The organism is Zestomonas insulae (assembly GCF_016901015.1).
GTDB classification, from domain to species: Bacteria; Pseudomonadota; Gammaproteobacteria; order Pseudomonadales; family Pseudomonadaceae; genus Aquipseudomonas; species Aquipseudomonas insulae.
In genome coordinates, this window is sequence record NZ_JAFEUP010000002.1 from 127457 (window position 1) to 143717 (window position 16261).

Consider the following 16261-nt stretch of genomic DNA (forward strand, 5'->3'; position numbering starts at 1 on the left):
CCCATGGATTTCGCGTTCAGCGACGAGCAGGACATGATTCGCGCATCCGCCGAGAGCTTCCTCGCCGATGTCGCCGACTCCGCGGCCGTACGCGCCGCGATGGCCAGTGCCGACGGCTACGACGCCGCGCTCTGGCAGCGCCTCTGCGGCGAATTGTACTGGCCGGCCATCCACATTCCCGAGGCCTACGGCGGGCTCGGCCTGGGCTTCGTCGAACTGGCGATCCTCCTCGAACAGATGGGCCGCCGGCTGTTCTGTTCACCGTTCTACGCCACCGCCTGCCTGGCCGTGCCGGCGCTGCTGCTCGGCGGCAGCGAGGCGCAGAAGCAGGCCTGGCTGCCGCGCCTGGCCGCCGGCGAACTGACCGCCACGCTCGGTTACATCGGTGGCGGCCGCTGGGATGCCGCGGCGGTGGAAATGACCGTCGTCGCCGAAGGCGACGGCTTCGTGCTCGACGGCCGCCTGCGCCAGGTGGTCGACGGCCACAGCGCCGGGCTGCTGATCGTCGCCGCGCGCACGCCGGGTAGCCGTGGCGCGCAGGGCCTCAGCCTGTTCGTCGTGGACGCCAGCAGCGCCGGCATCCAGCGCACGCCGCAGGCGACTCTCGACCAGACCCGCAAGCTCGCCGAGCTGCAGTTCAGCCAGGTCTACGTCGGCGCCGACTGCCTGCTCGGCGTGGCCGGGCAGGGCGCGCCGCTGCTCGACCAGGTGCTGCGCCTGGCCTGCGTGGCGCTGGCCGCCGAGCAGGTCGGCGGCGCCCAGCAGGCGCTCGACCTGACCCTCGCCTATTGCGCCGAACGCCAGCAGTTCGGTCGGCCGATCGCCAGCTTCCAGGCCATCAAGCACCGCGCCGCGGACATGATGGTGCAGCTCGAGTGCGCGCGTTCGGCGGCCTACTACGCGGCCTGCGTCGCCGAGGAGGCGCTGGCCGTCGGCGGTGATCCGCAGGTCGCCAGCGAGCTGCCGCTGGCCGCCGCGCTGGCCAAGGCGCAGTGCTCGGAGGCGTTCTTCCACTGCGCCGCCGAGGCCATCCAGCTGCACGGCGGGGTCGGCTTCACCTGGGAATACGACCCGCACCTGTACTTCAAGCGCGCCCGCGCCAGCGAGGCGTTCCTCGGCGCGCCGGCGCTGCACCGCGAGCGCATCGCCGCGCACCTGCTGGGAGAGCTGGCATGAGGATCAGTTTCACCGCCGAAGACGAAGCCTTCCGCGCCGAGGTGGCCGCCTGGCTGGCCGCCAACCTGACGGGCGAATTCGCCGAGCTGCGCTTTCGCGGCGGGCCGGGCGACGAACACAGTTTCCCCGAGCAGCGCAAAGCCTGGGAGCGCAAGCTCGCCGCCGGCGGCTGGACCTGCGTCGGCTGGGCGCCTGAGCACGGCGGGCGCTGCCTGTCGATCAGCCAGCAGGTGATCTTCCACGAGGAATACGCGCGCGCCGGCGGGCCGGGGCGCATGGGCCACATCGGCGAAGGCCTGGCCGGGCCGACCATCGCCGCGTTCGGCACGCCCGAGCAGCAGCGTCGCCTGCTGCCGGGCATCGTCAGCGGCGCGGAGTTCTGGTGCCAGGGCTATTCCGAGCCGGGCGCCGGTTCCGACCTGGCCAACGTCAAGACCCGCGCCACCCTGGTCAACGGCACCTGGCGGATCAGCGGGCAGAAGGTCTGGACCTCGCTGGCCCACGAGTCCGACTGGTGCTTCGTCATCGCCCGCACCGAGCCGGGCAGCGTCGGTCATCAGGGGCTGTCGTTCCTGCTGGTGCCGATGCGCCAGGCCGGCATCACGGTGCGGCCGATCGAGCAGCTGACCGGCACCTCGGAGTTCAACGAGGTGTTTTTCGACGAGGCCGAGACCGACGCGGCGAACCTGCTCGGCGCGCCCGGCGACGGCTGGAAGATCGCCATGGCGTTGCTCGGCTTCGAGCGCGGGGTGTCGACCCTTGGCCAGCAGATGCAGTTCCACAACGAGTTGGACGAGATCATCGCCATCGCCAAGGCCAATGGCGCGGCCAACGACCCGCTGCTGCGCCAGCGTCTGGCTCAGGCCTGGGGCGGCCTGCGCATCCTCCGCTACAACTCGCTGCGCATGCTCTCCGGCAGCCAGGACGGCACGCTGCGCCGCGAGGCGATGATCTACAAGCTGTGCTGGTCGAGCTGGCACGCCGAGCTGGGCAAGCTGGCGATGGACGTGCTCGGCGCCGAGGCCGAGCTGCTCGACGGCGCGCCCTACCAGCTGGGGCGCCTGCAGGCGATGTTCCTGTTCAGCCGCGCCGACACCATCTACGGCGGCACCAACGAAATCCAACGCAACATCATCGCCGAGCGCGCCCTGGGCATGCCCCGCGAGCCGCGCGTGCGCGCCTGATTCGAGGAAGACCATGAGCAGTATTCCCACCTATGTTCCCGGGCACGGCCTGCTGCGCGGCAAGTCGGTGCTGATCACCGCCGCCGCCGGCGCCGGCATCGGTTTTGCCGCCGCCCAGCGCGCCGCCGAGGAAGGCTGTCGCGCGCTGATGATCAGCGACATCCACGAGGGCCGCCTGGCCCAGGCGGTCGACAAGCTGCGTGCCGAGACCGGCCTGAGCGAGGTCCACGGCCAGCTGTGCAACGTCGCCGACGAGGCCCAGGTGCAGGCGCTGATCGCCGCCGCCGAGCGCACGCTGGACGGCGTCGACGTGCTGATCAACAACGCCGGGCTGGGCGGCTCGCGGCTGCTCATCGAGATGCCCGACGAGGAGTGGCTGCGGGTGCTCGACGTCACCCTCACCGGCACCATGCGCATGACCCGGGCGATGCTGCCGCACATGATCGGCCGGAAGCAGGGGGTGATCGTCAACAACGCCTCGGTGCTCGGCTGGCGCGCGCAGAAGGAGCAGAGCCATTACGCCGCGGCCAAGGCCGGGGTGATGGCACTGACCCGCTGCGCGGCGGTGGAGGCCGCCGAACACGGCATCCGCATCAACGCGGTGAGCCCGAGCATCGCCCTGCACGATTTCCTCAAGAAGTCCGCACCGAAGGAACTGCTCGAGCGCCTGGCCGGCGGCGAGGCGTTCGGCCGCGCCGCGGAAGTCTGGGAAGTGGCCAACGTGATGATGTTCCTGGCCAGCGACTACAGCTCGTACATGACCGGCGAAGTGCTGTCGGTCTCCAGCCAGAGGGCCTGAGCATGACGCAGATTTTCGCCAACCCCTTCGAGCTGTTCGCCTACGTCGCCAGCGAACTCGGCCACAGCGACTGGCTGACCGTCGAGCAGGCGCGCATCGACCAGTTCGCCGAAGCCACCGGCGACCACCAGTGGATTCACGTCGATCCGGTGCGCGCCGCCAGCGGCCCGTTCGGCACCTGCATCGCCCACGGCTACCTGACCCTGGCGCTGGTCAACCTGTTCCTGCCGCAGATCGTCGAGGTGCGCGGCATCAGCATGGGCGTCAACTACGGCTGCGAGCGGGTGCGCTTCCCCAACGTGGTCAAGGTCGGCAGCCGGGTGCGCGGCAGTGCGCGGCTGGTGGCGGTGGAAGAAGTGAAGGGCGGCGTGCAGGCGACCATCCGCGTCAGCGTCGAAATCGACGGCGAGGAACGCCCAGGCTGCGTGGTGGACACCATCAGTCGCTATTACCCGAGCTGAGTGATTGGCCAACCTTCTGCCCTCACCCTAACCCTGGCTGCGCGCCCCGCTCCTGAGGAAGAGGGGACTGATTGGCACCTGGGTCAGTCGCTATGCCGCTCTTTCCCCCTCTCCCCTTGGGAGAGGGGCAGGGGTGAGGGGGCGGTATCTCTTCCCGTGAGTCTTCTGGGTTCCCGCCTGCGCGGGAACGACGAGGGAAGGGGGTGTTCTCGCCTTGAGCGATCTGAAGGTACATGCCGACCACCTGCCACCCCCGTCGTCCCCGCGCAGGCGGGGACCCAATCAACAGCCTACCCAGCCATTTCCCCGGAGCACCTCCGGGCTACCGAGCAACCGCAGTCGAGGAATTCGCAATGAAAGAAGCCGTCATCGTCTCCACCGCCCGCACGCCGATCGGCAAGGCCTTCCGTGGCGCCTACAACGACACCGAGGCGCCGGTGCTCGGCGGCCATGTGGTGGCCGAGGCGGTGCGCCGCGCCGGTATCGAGCCGGGCGAGGTAGATGACGTGATCATCGGCGCCGCCGCCCAGCAGGGCACCCAGGCCTACAACCTCGGCCGCCTCTGTGCGGTGGCCGGCGGCCTGCCGCCCAGCGTGGCCGGCATGGCCATCGAGCGGCAGTGCTCGTCCGGGCTGATGTCGATCGCCTGGGCGGCGAAGAGCATCATCTGCGACGAGATCGATATCGCCGTGGCCGGCGGCCTGGAATCCATCTCGCTGGTGCAGAACAAGCACAAGAACAGCTACCGCAACCAGTCGCAGGCGGTGCTGGAACAGGACCCGACCGCCTACATCGCGATGCTCGAGACCGCCGAGATCGTCGCCGAGCGCTACGGCATCTCGCGTGCCGCGCAGGATGAATACAGCTACCACAGCCAGTTGCGCACCGCGCTGGCGCAGAGCGCCGGGCTGTTCGACGCCGAGCTGGCGCCGCTGACCACCCGCCAGGCGCTGTTCGACAAGGCGAGCGGCGAGACCCGCTACCAGGCGGTGACGCTGCAGCGCGACGAATGCAACCGCGCCGACACCACCCTGGCCGGCCTCGGCGAACTGGCCCCGGTGTGGCCGGGCGGCCAGTGGAGCGCGGCGGGCAAGCACATCACCGCCGGCAACGCTTCGCAGTTGTCCGACGGCGCCTCGGCCTCGGTGCTGATGAGCGCCAAGCTTGCCGAGCAGAAGGGCCTGGAGCCGCTGGGCATCTACCGCGGCCTGGCGGTGGCCGGTTGCAACGCCGACGAGATGGGCATCGGCCCGGTCTACGCGATTCCCAAGCTGCTCAAGCGCCACGGCCTGAAGCTCGACCACATTGGCCTGTGGGAGATCAACGAAGCGTTCGCCTGCCAGGTGTTGTATTGCCGCGACACCCTCGGCATCCCCGACGAGCGCCTCAACGTCAACGGCGGCGCAATCGCCATCGGCCACCCGTTCGGCATGTCCGGCGCGCGGATGGTTGGCCACGCCCTGCTCGAGGGCAAACGCCGCGGCCTGCGCTACGTGGTGGTGAGCATGTGCATCGGCGGCGGCATGGGTGCGGCGGCGCTGTTCGAGGTGGTCTGAAGACTCTCAAGGCCACCGCGCCGACTCCACTAAGCGCGGTGCCTCCCCATCTGGGTAAAGCGATGAACGGCGCTGGGTGCATGGCCCAGCTCGACGTGGTCAGCCAGGTTTTCGGCCTGCTCGGCAGCGTCGAGGCTGGGCCGATCACGTCGCCCTGCCAGTCCGGCAAACGCTTGAAGTAGAGCGACTGATAGAGACTCGGCGAGCCACGCCCAAGTCGCTCGGCAACCTCAATGAAACCGCTAACGGCAGCCTCGCAAGCTGCCGTTTTTTTATGGCGCAGCGCGTGAGGACGCAGATGGCGTGCTCTTGCCCCCCCCCCTGGTTGGAGGGGGTAGGGGGTCTGAATTTGCTTCCAATACTTTCCAGCGATGACGGCCAAGCCGAAATTCCGGAAAGGAGGTGACCAACGAGCAGACCGCGCAACCACACGCAGCATTCCAGACATTACAAAAACAAAAAGTTGAGGGAATGAAATGAACAAGCACGTTGGCAAACTCCTTGCCGTCGCAACCCTGAGCGCCGCCGCCACCATCGGTGCCGCCCTGCCGCTGTCCGCGCAAGCCGCCTGCTTCAGCCTCACCGGCCAGTGCGGCTACACCAAAACCAAGTACCCGATCGTGCTGGTCCACGGCGCACTCGGCTTCGACAAGATCGGCCTGCTCGATTACTGGTACGGCATCCCCGATCAGCTGCGCGCCTACGACGGTGCCGATGTCTACCTGACCCAAGTCTCCGCCTCCAACAGCCATGAAGTGCGTGGCGAGCAACTGCTGATCCAGATCCAGCAAATCCTTGCCGCCACCGGCAAGGCCAAGGTCAACCTGATCGGCCATAGCCAAGGCAGCCCGACGGCGCGTTATGTCGCCTCGGTACGCCCGGACCTGGTGGCTTCGGTGACCAGCGTGCACGGCGCCAACGGCAAGGCTGAAGCGGTGGACGCGATCCTCGGCATCACCCCGCCGGGACTCGCCGGTGATGCCGTGCAATCGATCGCCAACGGTCTCACCCAGTTGATCGGCATCCTCTCCAACGACGGCGGCCTGCCGCAGAACTCCGCGGCCTCGCTGCAATCGCTGAGCACCGCCGGCGCGATGGCATTCAACGCCGCGCATCCGGAAGGCATCCCGACCACCGAGTGCGGTGAAGGCGCCTATCAGGTCAATGGCGTGAAGTACTACTCCTGGGGTGGCGCGCAGGCCTACACCAATGCCGCCGACCCGATCGATCCGGTGCTGGGCCTGGTGTCGCTGGTGTTCAAAGGCGCCGACAACGATGGACTGGTGAGCAGCTGTGCCCAGCACCTGGGCAAAGTGATTCGCGACGACTACCGCATGAACCACATGGACGCCATCAACCACACGGCGGGCATCGTGAATCTCTTCGAGACCAACCCGGTCACGCTGTACCGTCAGCAGGCCAACCGTCTGAAGAACGCGGGCCTGTAACAAGAGGGTGACATGCAGAAGACCAAAGCCCTTTTTGCAGGACTTGGAACGGTGGCCGTCATGGCCGCCGTTTTTTTCGGAATGAGCTACTTGCGCCAAGGCGGCGCAACGCCTACCCAGGCCGATTTGCTTGCCCTCGCCCCCTCGCTGGACGGCACCCAACCCGACGGCGATGTACGCAGCGACGGCGAAACGCTGGTCGTCGATGGCAGCCTGCGGCTGATGTTCGAATACTTCCTGACGGCGGTGGGCGAAAAGAACCCCGACGAGATCCGCGCGGCCATCGAGCGCGAGCTCGACCAGCGCCTCAGGCCTGCACCGGCTGCTGAAGCCAAGCGTCTGCTGGGCCGTTACTTCGCCTACAAGCGCGCGCTGGTAGCGGCGGAGCAACAGCTGCAGGGCCACGGTGATTCGCTGGACGACATGCGCGCGCGCATGGAGGCGATGCGACAGACGCGGGCGCGTTTCTTCAGCCCGCGGGAAGCGCAAGCCTTGTTTGGCGACGAGGATGCCTACAACGCCGATGCGCTGGCACGACTGGAGGTCCTGCACGACAAGACGCTCAGCGCCGCGCAGCAGAAGGACAAGCTGGCCAAGCTGGATGCGGCGCTGTCGCCGGAAATGCGTGAGGCCAAGGAGGCGCCGCTGCATATCCTCAAGCTGGAAGCGGCGGTGAGCAAGATGCGCGAGCGCGGCGCCAGCGACGACGAGGTCTACCGCATGCGGGCCGCGGCCCTCAACCCGGGCGCCGCCGAGCGCCTGGCGAAACTGGACCTGGAACTGGCGGAGCGGGCGAAGAGCCGCGCGGCGCTGGCCGCCAGCAAGGCGGCGGATACCCACGACGGCATGCATGCGGAGGCGAGGTAGGCGCGGGGCGTAGTCCTGTCGGACGATGTTGCTCTTTGGGGGCCTCGGAATAATCCCGGCACTACAACAGGCCGAGGAGGACACCCCATGGGTGCATCAAAGCAAGGGCGTTGCGTCACGCTGCAGCGGCAGTCTCGGCAACTCGACGCGGCCACGCCGTCGGCGGTGGCCTGATGGACGCGCTGCTGATTCGCCGGCGCATGGCGCGCTACGTGGAACTGGTGGATGCCGGCGACATCGACGGCATCCTTGCCCTGTATGCCGCCGACGCGGTGGTCGAGGACCCGGTGGGCACGCCGCCGCTGGTCGGTAGCGAGGCGATCGCGCGCTTCTACCGCGACGGCCTCGGCCGCAGCAGCGCGCGCGCCGAACTGACCGGCCCGGTGCGGGTGGCCGGCAACCGCAGTGCGGCCATGCCGTTTCGCGTCGACCTCGACTGGGGCGGCCAGCCCTGCTCGATCCATGTGATCGACGTGATGGAGTTCGACGCCGACGGCCGCATCCGCTCGATGAAGGCCTACTGGGACGAGGACAACATGGAGCGCCGTCCGGAATGACCCTGGAGCAACGCCTCGCCCGCCTGGAAGCGCTGGAAGCCATCCGCCAGCTCAAGCACCGTTACCTGAACGCCTGCGACCTCAAGGACGTGGCAGCGATTCGCGCCTGCTTCGCGGCTGGTGACGTGCTGATCGACTACGGTCCGCTGGGCAGCTTCAGCGACCGCGACAGCTTCGTCGCCCTGTACCAGCAGCTCGCCTGCCAGGCGCGGGTCATCGATTTGCACCACGGCGCCAACCCGGAGCTGCAACTGCTCGACGACGAGCAGGCCGAGGGCCGTTGGGCGCTGTACTACTTCAACCTCGACGGTGAAAGCGGCGCGACCCGCCAGCTCGGCGGCTTCTACCAGGACCGCTATCGGCGCATCGGCGGCGAGTGGCGGATCGTCGCCACGACGTTCCGTGCGCATTCCGAGTACAGCCGGCTGAATTAGTCTGGGCGGAGTCGTTCACTGGGTCCCCGCCTGCGCGGGGACGACGGGGTGGGTGGGACGCCGTATGCCGAGGTGGGAGCCGTGCTGCGATTGGCCGCGCGTCCAAGCTGCGTAGGCTGGAAAACCGCGATGCGCTTTCTTCGGGGTAGCCATCCACTGGTGGCGCTCCATGCAGTGGCCAGCCGCCACGGGCCGATGGATGGAAAAGGCGACATCCACCCGACGCCTGATGGTGGCGGCCCACCACGGTTCGTCCCTTTCCTCCGTCATTCCCGCGCAGGCGGGAATCCAAGCACATCGACCGGCTTGAGCGCCGTGCTCCAGCCTGACAAAGCATCTCCTGCTTATCCGCCTTTACTGCGATGCCTTGAACTCAGCGTTCTGCGTCACACCCGTTTCGTAATACAGCTTGAGGTTCTCGGTGATCTGCCGCACCGCCTTGGCGAAGGCCTTGGCCAGTAGCCACTCGACCAGCCGTCCGCCGCGCAGGCGGTAGTCCATGCGCGTGGTCAGTCGGCAGCCTTTGCCCTCGGCCTGCAGCGCGTAACGGAAAGTCGCCTCGCGAAACGGCATCGGTGCGCCCTCCGCGCCGCGGTGCAGGCGCAGCAGGAAGCCGCTGCCGTCCTGCCAGTCGATCACGCTCTCATCCAGCCACTGGCCGCGCTTCTGCAACACCCGACGGCTGGCGCCGAGGCCCTGCCGCGGGCCGGGGTGGAACTGGCAGCCGGTCAGGCCGGGCACATAGTGCGGAGCGAGGCTCAGGTCGCTGAGCTTGGCCCAGGCCTCCGCCGGGCTGAGCGCGAGGGTGACGCTGTGGCTGGCAAACGCGGGCATGCGGGTCTCCATCAGTGGGCCTGGGCGGCGTCGAGAAAGGCGGGGCGCTCGCCGCCGCCGTGTACGCAGATATCCGCGCCGCTGACGTATGCGGCCAGCTTTGATGCCAGGTACAGGCAGGCGTCGCCGATGTCAGCAGGTGTGGCCAGACGTTGCAAGGGGATGCCGGCGGCAACCCGCGCGACCCCGGCGGCATCGCCATAGTGCAACTCGGCCTGCTCGGTGAGGATCAGCCCGGCGGTCACCGCGTTGACCCGCACCTTGGGCGCCCACTCCACCGCCAGCGAACGACTCAGGTTGAGCAGCCCGGCCTTGGCCGCGCCGTAGGCGGCGGTGCCGGGCGAGGGGCGGGTGGCGCTGACGCTGCAGATGTTGATGATCGCGCCGCCGTCGGCCTGGCCCTGCATCACCCGGTTGGCGAACTGGCAGAGGTTCAGCGGGGCGAGCAGGTTGAGGCGGATGATCGATTCGGAGAAGCGCGGCGAGGCGCTGGCCGCCTCGGCGTGCGGTGCGCCGCCGGCGTTGTTGATCAGCACGTCGAGGCGGCCGTGGCGGGCGACGATGGCGTCGATCAGCTGCTGCGCCTGCTCGAGATCGCGCACATCGCAGGCGAGGAACTCGGCGCGCCGTGCGGCATCGCCGGGCAGCTCGTCCGGCGCCTGGCGACCGCAGATCACCACGGTCGCGCCGCAGTCGAGAAAGCGCTGGCTGATGCCACGGCCGACACCTTTGCCGCCGCCGGTGACCAGCACCACCTTGCCGCTGAAATCCATCGGGTCTTGCATGCTCGCCTCGCGCGTCGGTTACTGATGAGCGCGAGGCTAGGGCGCTGGCGCGGGCCTGCCTACGTCCGAGCGGACTAGGACGCGGCGCACCTGGTCCCCGCCTGCGCGGGACGACGGGGGGCGGGGAGAGTGTGTATTGCATCCGTCATTCCCGCGCAGGCGGGAATCCAGCTGCGCGGGAAAAGCTTCGTAGGATGGGTTGAGCGCAGCGATACCCATCGCCGCGACTCGATGGGTATCGGCGCTGCGCTTCTCAACCCATCCTACGAATTTCCTGTGCTCGCCCTGTAGTCCTCTCGGACGATGTTGCCGCGCCGCGGCGTGGAAATAATCCCGGCACAACAACGAGCCGAGGAGATTGCCCATGGCCGCGCAACCGCAAGGACACTTCGTCACCCTGCAGGATGGCCTGCGCCTGCATTACCTGGACAGCGGCACCGGCGAGCCGGTGGTGCTGATCCACGGCAGCGGCCCGGGGGCCAGCGGGCACAGCAACTTCAAGCTGAACTACCCGGAATTCGCCGCCGCCGGCCACCGCGTGATCATCCCCGACCTGCCCGGCTACGGCGCCTCGGATAAACCGGAAACCGACTACACCCTGGAGTTCTTCGTCGCCGCGCTGAGCGGCCTGCTCGATGCCCTGGACATCGGCCGCTGCGTGCTGGTCGGCAACTCGCTGGGCGGCGCGATCGCCATCAAGCTGGCCCTCGACCAGCCGCAGCGAGTGAGCAAGCTGGTCCTGATGGCGCCCGGCGGGCTGATGGACAAGGAGCAGTACTACCTGCAGATGGAAGGTATTCAGCGCATGGGCGCCGCGTTCGCCGCCGGCGAGCTCAAGGACGCCGCCGGCATGCGCCGCCTGCTCGGCCTGCAGCTGTTCGATGCCAGCCAAATCAGCGACGAGACCGTCGCCGAGCGCGTCGCGGTGGTCAATCAGCAGCCGCTCTGCGTGCTGACCCGCATGCAGGTGCCGAACCTGGCCGCACGGCTCGGTGAGCTGCAGTGCCCGATCCTCGGTTTCTGGGGCATGAACGACAAGTTCTGCCCGGCCTCCGGCGCGCAGACCATGATGGACGCCTGCCGGCAGATCCGCTTCGTGCTGCTCAGCGAGTGCGGGCACTGGGTGATGGTCGAGCATCGCGCACTGTTCAATCGCGAGTGCCTGGCATTCTTCGCGGAGCGTGCGGCATGAGCGAAGCGCTGCGTCGCCAGCACGCCGACGAACTGTTCCAGGCCCTCAGCCAGGGTTGCACCCTGGCGCCGCTGACCGAGCGTTGGCCGGCCATCAGCATCGAGGACGCCTACCACATCTCGCGGCAGATCGTGGAACGCCGGGTCGCCGGCGGCAGCGCCATCGTCGGCAAGAAGATCGGCGTCACCTCCAAGGCCGTCCAGGACATGCTCGGCGTGCACCAGCCGGACTTCGGCTTCCTCACACGCGACATGTGGTTCGACAACGGCGCGGAGATTTCGCTGTCCGCCAACCGCCTGATCCAGCCGCGCGCCGAGGGCGAGATCGCCTTCCAGCTCAAGCATGACCTGTGCGGACCGGGCGTCACCGAGGCCGACGTGCTGGCAGCCACCGAGTGCGTGATGGCCTGCTTCGAGATCGTCGACTCGCGCATCCACGACTGGAACATCGCCATCCAGGACACCGTGGCCGACAACGCCTCCTGCGGGGTGTTCGTCCTTGGCGCCGAGCGCGTCGACCCGCGCAGCCTGGACCTGCCCAGCCTGCACATGCGCGTACGCAAGAACGGCGCGCCGCTCAGCGAAGGCTATGGCGCGGCGGTGCAGGGCAACCCGCTGACCGCGGTGGCCTGGCTGGCCAACACCCTCGGCGCCTTCGGCATCCCGTTCAAGGCTGGCGAGATCATCCTCTCCGGCTCGCTGGTGCCGCTGGAACCGGCGCGTGCCGGCGACCGCTTCGACCTGACCATCGACGGCCTGGGCAGCGCCCAGGTGTCCTTCTGCGCATAGGAGCTCCCATGAGCAAGAAACTCAAGGCGGCCATCATCGGCCCGGGCAATATCGGCACCGACCTGCTGATCAAGATGCGTCGCTCGGAATGGATCGAGCCGGTGTGGATGGCCGGCGTCGACCCGGAGTCCGAGGGCCTCAAGCGCGCCGCGGAATTCGGCATCAAGACCACCGCCGCCGGCGTCGACGGCTTGCTGCCGCACGTGCTCGACGACGACATCCGCATCGCCTTCGACGCCACCTCGGCCTACGTGCATGCCGAGAACAGCCGCAAGCTCAACGAGCTCGGGGTGATCATGATCGACCTCACCCCGGCGGCCATCGGCCCGTTCTGCGTGCCGCCGGTCAACCTCAAGCAGCACGCGGCAACGCTGGCGATGAACGTCAACATGGTCACCTGCGGTGGCCAGGCGACCATCCCGATGGTCGCCGCGGTGTCGCGCGTGCAGCCGGTGGAATACGGCGAGATCGTCGCCACCGTGTCGTCGCGCTCGGTCGGCCCGGGCACCCGGCAGAACATCGACGAATTCACCCGCACCACCGCCGGCGCGGTGGAGCAGATTGGCGGCGCCCAGCGTGGCAAGGCGATCATCGTCATTAACCCGGCCGAGCCGCCGCTGATGATGCGCGACACCATCCATTGCCTGACCACCGGCGAGCCGAACCAGGACGAGATTCGCGCCTCGGTGCTGCACATGGTCAAGGAAGTGCAGCGCTACGTGCCCGGCTACAAGCTGATCAACGGCCCGGTGTTCGACGGCCGCAAGGTGTCGATCTTCATCGAGGTCGAGGGCCTCGGCGACTTCTTGCCGAAGTCCGCCGGCAACCTCGACATCATGACCGCCGCCGGTCTGCGCACCGCCGAGATGTTCGCCGAAGAGGCCCACAAGGGCGCTCTGCAACTGCCTGCCCGCTGAAAAGTGCCTGCGCTTTGGTGATGCGGCGTTAAGAACAGGCTCAGACTGCTCATTTACACCTCGTAAACTGCGTGTCTTCGCCTGCTCTTGCCTTGCCTCACCTGCGCTCGGCGACTTTTCCTACCGAACCAAGGAGAAGCCCAATGAACCTGCAAGGTAAGAGCGTGCGCCTGCACGACATGAGCCTGCGCGACGGCATGCACGCCAAGCGCCATCAGATCAGCCTCGACGAGATGGTCGCGGTCGCCAGCGGCCTCGACGCCGCCGGCGTGCCGCTGATCGAGATCACCCACGGCGACGGCCTCGGCGGCGCCTCGCTGAACTACGGCTTCCCGGCGCACAGCGACGAGGAGTACTTCGCCGCGGTGATTCCCAAGATGAAGCAGGCCAAGGTCTCGGCGCTGCTGCTGCCGGGCATCGGCACTGTCGATCACCTGAAGATGGCCCACGAGCACGGGGTGTCGACCATTCGCGTGGCCACCCACTGCACCGAGGCGGACGTCTCCGGCCAGCACATCGGCATGGCGGCGAAGATGGGCCTGGATACCGTCGGCTTCCTGATGATGGCGCACATGCTCAGCGCCGAGCAGCTGCTCGCGCAGGCGCGGCTGATGGAGAGCTATGGCGCCAACTGCATCTACTGCACCGACTCGGCCGGTTACATGCTGCCCGATGAGGTGACCGAGAAGATCGGCGTGCTGCGTGCCGGGCTGAATGCCGGTACCGAAGTCGGTTTCCATGGCCACCACAACATGGGCATGGCCATCGCCAACTCGCTGGCCGCCATCGAAGCCGGCGCGGCGCGCATCGACGGTTCGGTGGCGGGGCTCGGCGCCGGTGCCGGCAACACGCCGCTGGAGGTGTTCGTCGCGGTGCTCGAGCGCATGGGCGTGAGCAGCGGCATCGACCTGTACCAGATCATGGACGTCGCCGAGGACCTGGTGGTGCCGATGATGGATCAGCCGATCCGCGTCGACCGCGATGCGCTGACCCTGGGCTACGCCGGGGTGTACAGCTCGTTCCTGCTGTTCGCCAAGCGCGCCGAGCAGAAGTACGGCATCCAGGCCCGCGAGCTGCTGGTCGAACTGGGCAAGCGCGGCACCGTGGGCGGTCAGGAAGACATGATCGAAGACCTGGCGCTGACCCTGTCGCGCGCCCGTGGGGTACTGCCGACCTGAGACTGGCGGGGCCGCGGCAAGGCGGCGGCTCCGACCTTCCATCACATCCCTTTTTGCCGGATATCCCTCTGCGCCAATTGCGGGGTATCCGGCTTTTTTATGGCTGTATTCCTGGCAAGAAAGCTCGCTCGCACAGCCTGGTTGCCCAGCGCCCTGCTGGATTCCCGCCTGCGCGGGAATGACGGAGTTCACAGGCCGAGCCTTCCTCGTCATTCCCGCGCAGGCGGGAATCCAGGGCGTCCGGCTCGTCAGACACTGCAGCACGCAACGGGGACATAGTCTGTTTATGCGGCCAGCCGCTGGTCGCTTTGGGCAGGTGCTACAAGCGCCTTTAGGTGAGGGCTTATCCGCGAGCACGGCAGGCGACACACGCAAGCGTTTCGCGAATGAATTCGATGCTACGCGGTGACAGTCCGTGTCACGCGATTACCACCCAGCGGCTTAGCGCAGGTTGAACGAAGGCGAGGGGATGTAGCAGTTGCCGGTGGCGTTCGGGCAGGCGTTCAGCGTGACGATACGCGGTGGCTGGTTTTGCAGGATCACGGCGGCGGAAGCGCCGGCGCAGACGAACAGGAGCAGAACGAAAGTGATGTGGCGCATGGGGGACCTCGATTCGGCCTGATGCACGCCCTGGGGGGAGTGTCTGGCCCGATCTTGTTGTTGTGCCTGAACCATAACAGCGCCACGCGCGGGCAGTCGCCCCCCCGAAAGCAGGAGGGCGACGGGCGGCATTTCGCTTGGTGCGCAAGCAATTTGCGTGGGTAGACGATCGGCCTCTGGCGGCTGGCAATAACCGCCGCGTTGGCCTGGCAGCCGCCCCCGACCCCGCTCCGGCAAAGCGGGCGAGGGGAGTGGTGCGGTGAGGGTGTGGGGGGGCCGTCAGCCGAGCGTCGCCACGCTGCGCAGGATCAGGCGCACCAGCATGGTCTGGCGGGTCACGCCGGTCTTCGAGAAGGTCGAGCGCAGGTGCGCGCGCGCCGTGTTGCGGCTGATCCCCAGTTCCTCGGAGGCTTCGTCGAGGGTCAGACCGTTGGCCAGCAGCATGGCCAGCTGGGTTTCCGCTGGGGTGAAGTCGAACAGTGCGCGGACGATTTCCTGTGGCGCGCTGGACTGCTGCTCCGGGTCGCTGATGAAGATCGCCACTGCCGGACACTGTTTGCCCTCGTTCCACGCCGACAGCGGCACCGAACGCACGATGATGCCGAGGTCGGCGCGGCCGGACGGGCGCTGCACGCGCAGTGCCTCGACCACCGAGGGGTTGCTGCTCTTCTGCGACAGCAGCGCCTGCTTCACCAGACGGCGGAACTCCTGGTTGTCACGCGCGTTGCCGACCTGCAGGCCGTCGTCGACGCGCTTCAGACCGTCCTTGTCCTGTAGCAGGCGCTCGGCGACCTGGTTGGTCTGCAGCACCTTGCCTTCCTCGTCGAGGATGATGGTGCCGACCGCCATCTGGTCGACCGCGCCGGCGTACAGGTTGCGCTCCGACTCGATGCGGTTGAGGCGGATGTGCAGCTGCACGGCGCGCTCGAGGTGCGGCACGAACAGCGCCAGCAAGTCCTTGTCGGCCTGGGTGAAGGACGGTTGCTCCGGGCCGCGGCTTATGCGAATGCGGCACTGCGCGCCGTCGCTGGTGCGGATGTCGGCGCCGAGGATGTGCAACACGCCGACCGGCTCGAGGAAGTTCTTGTAGAACTCCGAGGCGGTCCACTCCGCCAGCGGAATGAACTCGGTGTTGCACACCACCTGGCGGTTGGGCAGGTCGACGAACGGGTCGAGCGCGTAGAAGTGCTTGTTGTACGACGCGGTCGCCTCGGCCGAGGTGCCGTTGGTGTTGACCATCAGGCCGTCGACGTGACTGCTCGGCGGCCGCAGGATGAAGGTGACGTACTTGCTCTGCAGGGTGTGGTTGAGCAGGTTGAGAAACGACGCCCATGGCACGTTTTCCAACGGGCCCTGGTACAGGCTGCCCAGCGCATCGCTGAACGCCTCGAAACTGAGGGGGTGAGCCATGGTAATTGCGCTCTGTTGTTGTTATGGAAACGCGGCCAGCGAGCATAAGCGTTGCCTGCTGGCCCAGGCAACGCC

17 protein-coding genes are annotated in these 16261 nt (G+C 67.6%); 13 read left to right on the forward strand and 4 right to left on the reverse strand.

From position 1 onward, the window contains the following. Positions 1-3 precede the first annotated feature (3 nt). The 9 genes from JQX08_RS06360 to JQX08_RS06400 all read left to right on the forward strand — a co-directional run bounded on the left by JQX08_RS06360 (position 4) and on the right by JQX08_RS06400 (position 8482). Positions 4-1176, forward strand: coding sequence for an acyl-CoA dehydrogenase family protein (locus JQX08_RS06360; RefSeq protein WP_204915447.1), 1173 nt, complete (start codon positions 4-6; stop codon positions 1174-1176). Next, a complete protein-coding gene (locus JQX08_RS06365; RefSeq protein WP_204915448.1) occupies positions 1173-2360 on the forward strand; it encodes an acyl-CoA dehydrogenase family protein in 1188 nt (395 codons plus the stop codon). The genes JQX08_RS06360 and JQX08_RS06365 overlap by 4 nt, the downstream gene beginning before the upstream one ends. Before the next feature lie 13 nt (positions 2361-2373). Further along, on the forward strand, positions 2374-3159 hold the full coding sequence (locus JQX08_RS06370) for an SDR family oxidoreductase (protein WP_204915449.1): 786 nt from the start codon (positions 2374-2376) through the stop codon (positions 3157-3159). Between the two features lie 2 nt (positions 3160-3161). Further along, positions 3162-3620: a MaoC family dehydratase gene (locus JQX08_RS06375; protein ID WP_204915450.1), complete on the forward strand. Its 459-nt coding sequence runs from the start codon at positions 3162-3164 to the stop codon at positions 3618-3620. A 353-nt stretch (positions 3621-3973) separates the two neighbouring features. Next, on the forward strand, positions 3974-5176 hold the full coding sequence (locus JQX08_RS06380; RefSeq protein WP_204915451.1) for an acetyl-CoA C-acyltransferase: 1203 nt from the start codon (positions 3974-3976) through the stop codon (positions 5174-5176). Positions 5177-5652: 476 nt separating this feature from the next. After that, positions 5653-6624 carry a lipase family alpha/beta hydrolase gene (locus JQX08_RS06385; RefSeq protein WP_204915452.1) on the forward strand — a complete coding sequence of 324 codons (972 nt, stop codon included), beginning with the start codon at positions 5653-5655 and terminating at the stop codon, positions 6622-6624. A gap of 12 nt (positions 6625-6636) precedes the next feature. Continuing rightward, a complete protein-coding gene (locus JQX08_RS06390) occupies positions 6637-7491 on the forward strand; it encodes a lipase secretion chaperone (RefSeq protein ID WP_204915453.1) in 855 nt (284 codons plus the stop codon). Between the two features lie 173 nt (positions 7492-7664). Then, positions 7665-8048, forward strand: coding sequence for a steroid Delta-isomerase (locus tag JQX08_RS06395; protein ID WP_239482042.1), 384 nt, complete (start codon positions 7665-7667; stop codon positions 8046-8048). Then, entirely contained in the window at positions 8045-8482 is a 438-nt protein-coding gene (locus JQX08_RS06400) for a nuclear transport factor 2 family protein (RefSeq protein WP_204915454.1), read from the forward strand. The genes JQX08_RS06395 and JQX08_RS06400 overlap by 4 nt, the downstream gene beginning before the upstream one ends. Positions 8483-8836: 354 nt before the next feature. On the opposite strand, the gene JQX08_RS06405 is transcribed toward JQX08_RS06400, so the two are convergent. Beyond that, positions 8837-9316 (reverse strand): SRPBCC family protein, encoded by a 480-nt coding sequence (locus JQX08_RS06405; protein WP_204915455.1) that lies wholly within the window; start codon positions 9314-9316, stop codon positions 8837-8839. Positions 9317-9327: 11 nt separating this feature from the next. Then, complete coding sequence (locus tag JQX08_RS06410) at positions 9328-10101, reverse strand: SDR family oxidoreductase (protein WP_204915456.1); 774 nt, start codon at positions 10099-10101, stop codon at positions 9328-9330. Positions 10102-10465: 364 nt separating this feature from the next. Between JQX08_RS06410 and JQX08_RS06415 the strand changes: the two genes are divergently transcribed. From JQX08_RS06415 to dmpG, 4 genes are all read left to right on the forward strand, one after another. Then, positions 10466-11293 (forward strand): alpha/beta fold hydrolase, encoded by an 828-nt coding sequence (locus tag JQX08_RS06415; RefSeq protein WP_204915457.1) that lies wholly within the window; start codon positions 10466-10468, stop codon positions 11291-11293. Further along, positions 11290-12081 carry a fumarylacetoacetate hydrolase family protein gene (locus tag JQX08_RS06420; RefSeq protein WP_204915458.1) on the forward strand — a complete coding sequence of 264 codons (792 nt, stop codon included), beginning with the start codon at positions 11290-11292 and terminating at the stop codon, positions 12079-12081. The genes JQX08_RS06415 and JQX08_RS06420 overlap by 4 nt, the downstream gene beginning before the upstream one ends. An 8-nt stretch (positions 12082-12089) precedes the next feature. After that, positions 12090-12998 carry an acetaldehyde dehydrogenase (acetylating) gene (locus tag JQX08_RS06425; RefSeq protein WP_204915459.1) on the forward strand — a complete coding sequence of 303 codons (909 nt, stop codon included), beginning with the start codon at positions 12090-12092 and terminating at the stop codon, positions 12996-12998. Positions 12999-13141: 143 nt separating this feature from the next. Beyond that, positions 13142-14176 carry a 4-hydroxy-2-oxovalerate aldolase gene (dmpG, locus tag JQX08_RS06430; RefSeq protein WP_204915460.1) on the forward strand — a complete coding sequence of 345 codons (1035 nt, stop codon included), beginning with the start codon at positions 13142-13144 and terminating at the stop codon, positions 14174-14176. Between the two features lie 441 nt (positions 14177-14617). Here dmpG and JQX08_RS06435 read toward each other — a convergent pair whose 3' ends face one another. Continuing rightward, complete coding sequence (locus tag JQX08_RS06435) at positions 14618-14776, reverse strand: hypothetical protein (protein WP_204915461.1); 159 nt, start codon at positions 14774-14776, stop codon at positions 14618-14620. A gap of 279 nt (positions 14777-15055) precedes the next feature. Then, positions 15056-16186, reverse strand: a complete 1131-nt coding sequence (locus tag JQX08_RS06440) for a LuxR C-terminal-related transcriptional regulator (protein ID WP_204915462.1) — start codon at positions 16184-16186, stop codon at positions 15056-15058. Positions 16187-16261 lie beyond the last annotated feature (75 nt).

Excerpts from the sequence above, each read along its gene's own strand:
- JQX08_RS06425 (WP_204915459.1), top strand. The coding sequence starts at position 12,090 with ATGAGCAAGAAACTCAAGGCGGCCATCATCGGCCCGGGCAATATCGGC.
- JQX08_RS06380 (WP_204915451.1), top strand. The coding sequence starts at position 3,974 with ATGAAAGAAGCCGTCATCGTCTCCACCGCCCGCACGCCGATCGGCAAG.
- JQX08_RS06375 (WP_204915450.1), top strand. The coding sequence starts at position 3,162 with ATGACGCAGATTTTCGCCAACCCCTTCGAGCTGTTCGCCTACGTCGCC.
- JQX08_RS06415 (WP_204915457.1), top strand. The coding sequence starts at position 10,466 with ATGGCCGCGCAACCGCAAGGACACTTCGTCACCCTGCAGGATGGCCTG.
- JQX08_RS06370 (WP_204915449.1), top strand. The coding sequence starts at position 2,374 with ATGAGCAGTATTCCCACCTATGTTCCCGGGCACGGCCTGCTGCGCGGC.
- JQX08_RS06390 (WP_204915453.1), top strand. The coding sequence starts at position 6,637 with ATGCAGAAGACCAAAGCCCTTTTTGCAGGACTTGGAACGGTGGCCGTC.
- JQX08_RS06365 (WP_204915448.1), top strand. The coding sequence starts at position 1,173 with ATGAGGATCAGTTTCACCGCCGAAGACGAAGCCTTCCGCGCCGAGGTG.
- dmpG (WP_204915460.1), top strand. The coding sequence starts at position 13,142 with ATGAACCTGCAAGGTAAGAGCGTGCGCCTGCACGACATGAGCCTGCGC.
- JQX08_RS06410 (WP_204915456.1), bottom strand. The coding sequence starts at position 10,101 with ATGCAAGACCCGATGGATTTCAGCGGCAAGGTGGTGCTGGTCACCGGC.
- JQX08_RS06400 (WP_204915454.1), top strand. The coding sequence starts at position 8,045 with ATGACCCTGGAGCAACGCCTCGCCCGCCTGGAAGCGCTGGAAGCCATC.
- JQX08_RS06405 (WP_204915455.1), bottom strand. The coding sequence starts at position 9,316 with ATGCCCGCGTTTGCCAGCCACAGCGTCACCCTCGCGCTCAGCCCGGCG.
- JQX08_RS06385 (WP_204915452.1), top strand. The coding sequence starts at position 5,653 with ATGAACAAGCACGTTGGCAAACTCCTTGCCGTCGCAACCCTGAGCGCC.
- JQX08_RS06440 (WP_204915462.1), bottom strand. The coding sequence starts at position 16,186 with ATGGCTCACCCCCTCAGTTTCGAGGCGTTCAGCGATGCGCTGGGCAGC.
- JQX08_RS06435 (WP_204915461.1), bottom strand. The coding sequence starts at position 14,776 with ATGCGCCACATCACTTTCGTTCTGCTCCTGTTCGTCTGCGCCGGCGCT.
- JQX08_RS06360 (WP_204915447.1), top strand. The coding sequence starts at position 4 with ATGGATTTCGCGTTCAGCGACGAGCAGGACATGATTCGCGCATCCGCC.
- JQX08_RS06420 (WP_204915458.1), top strand. The coding sequence starts at position 11,290 with ATGAGCGAAGCGCTGCGTCGCCAGCACGCCGACGAACTGTTCCAGGCC.
- JQX08_RS06395 (WP_239482042.1), top strand. The coding sequence starts at position 7,665 with ATGGACGCGCTGCTGATTCGCCGGCGCATGGCGCGCTACGTGGAACTG.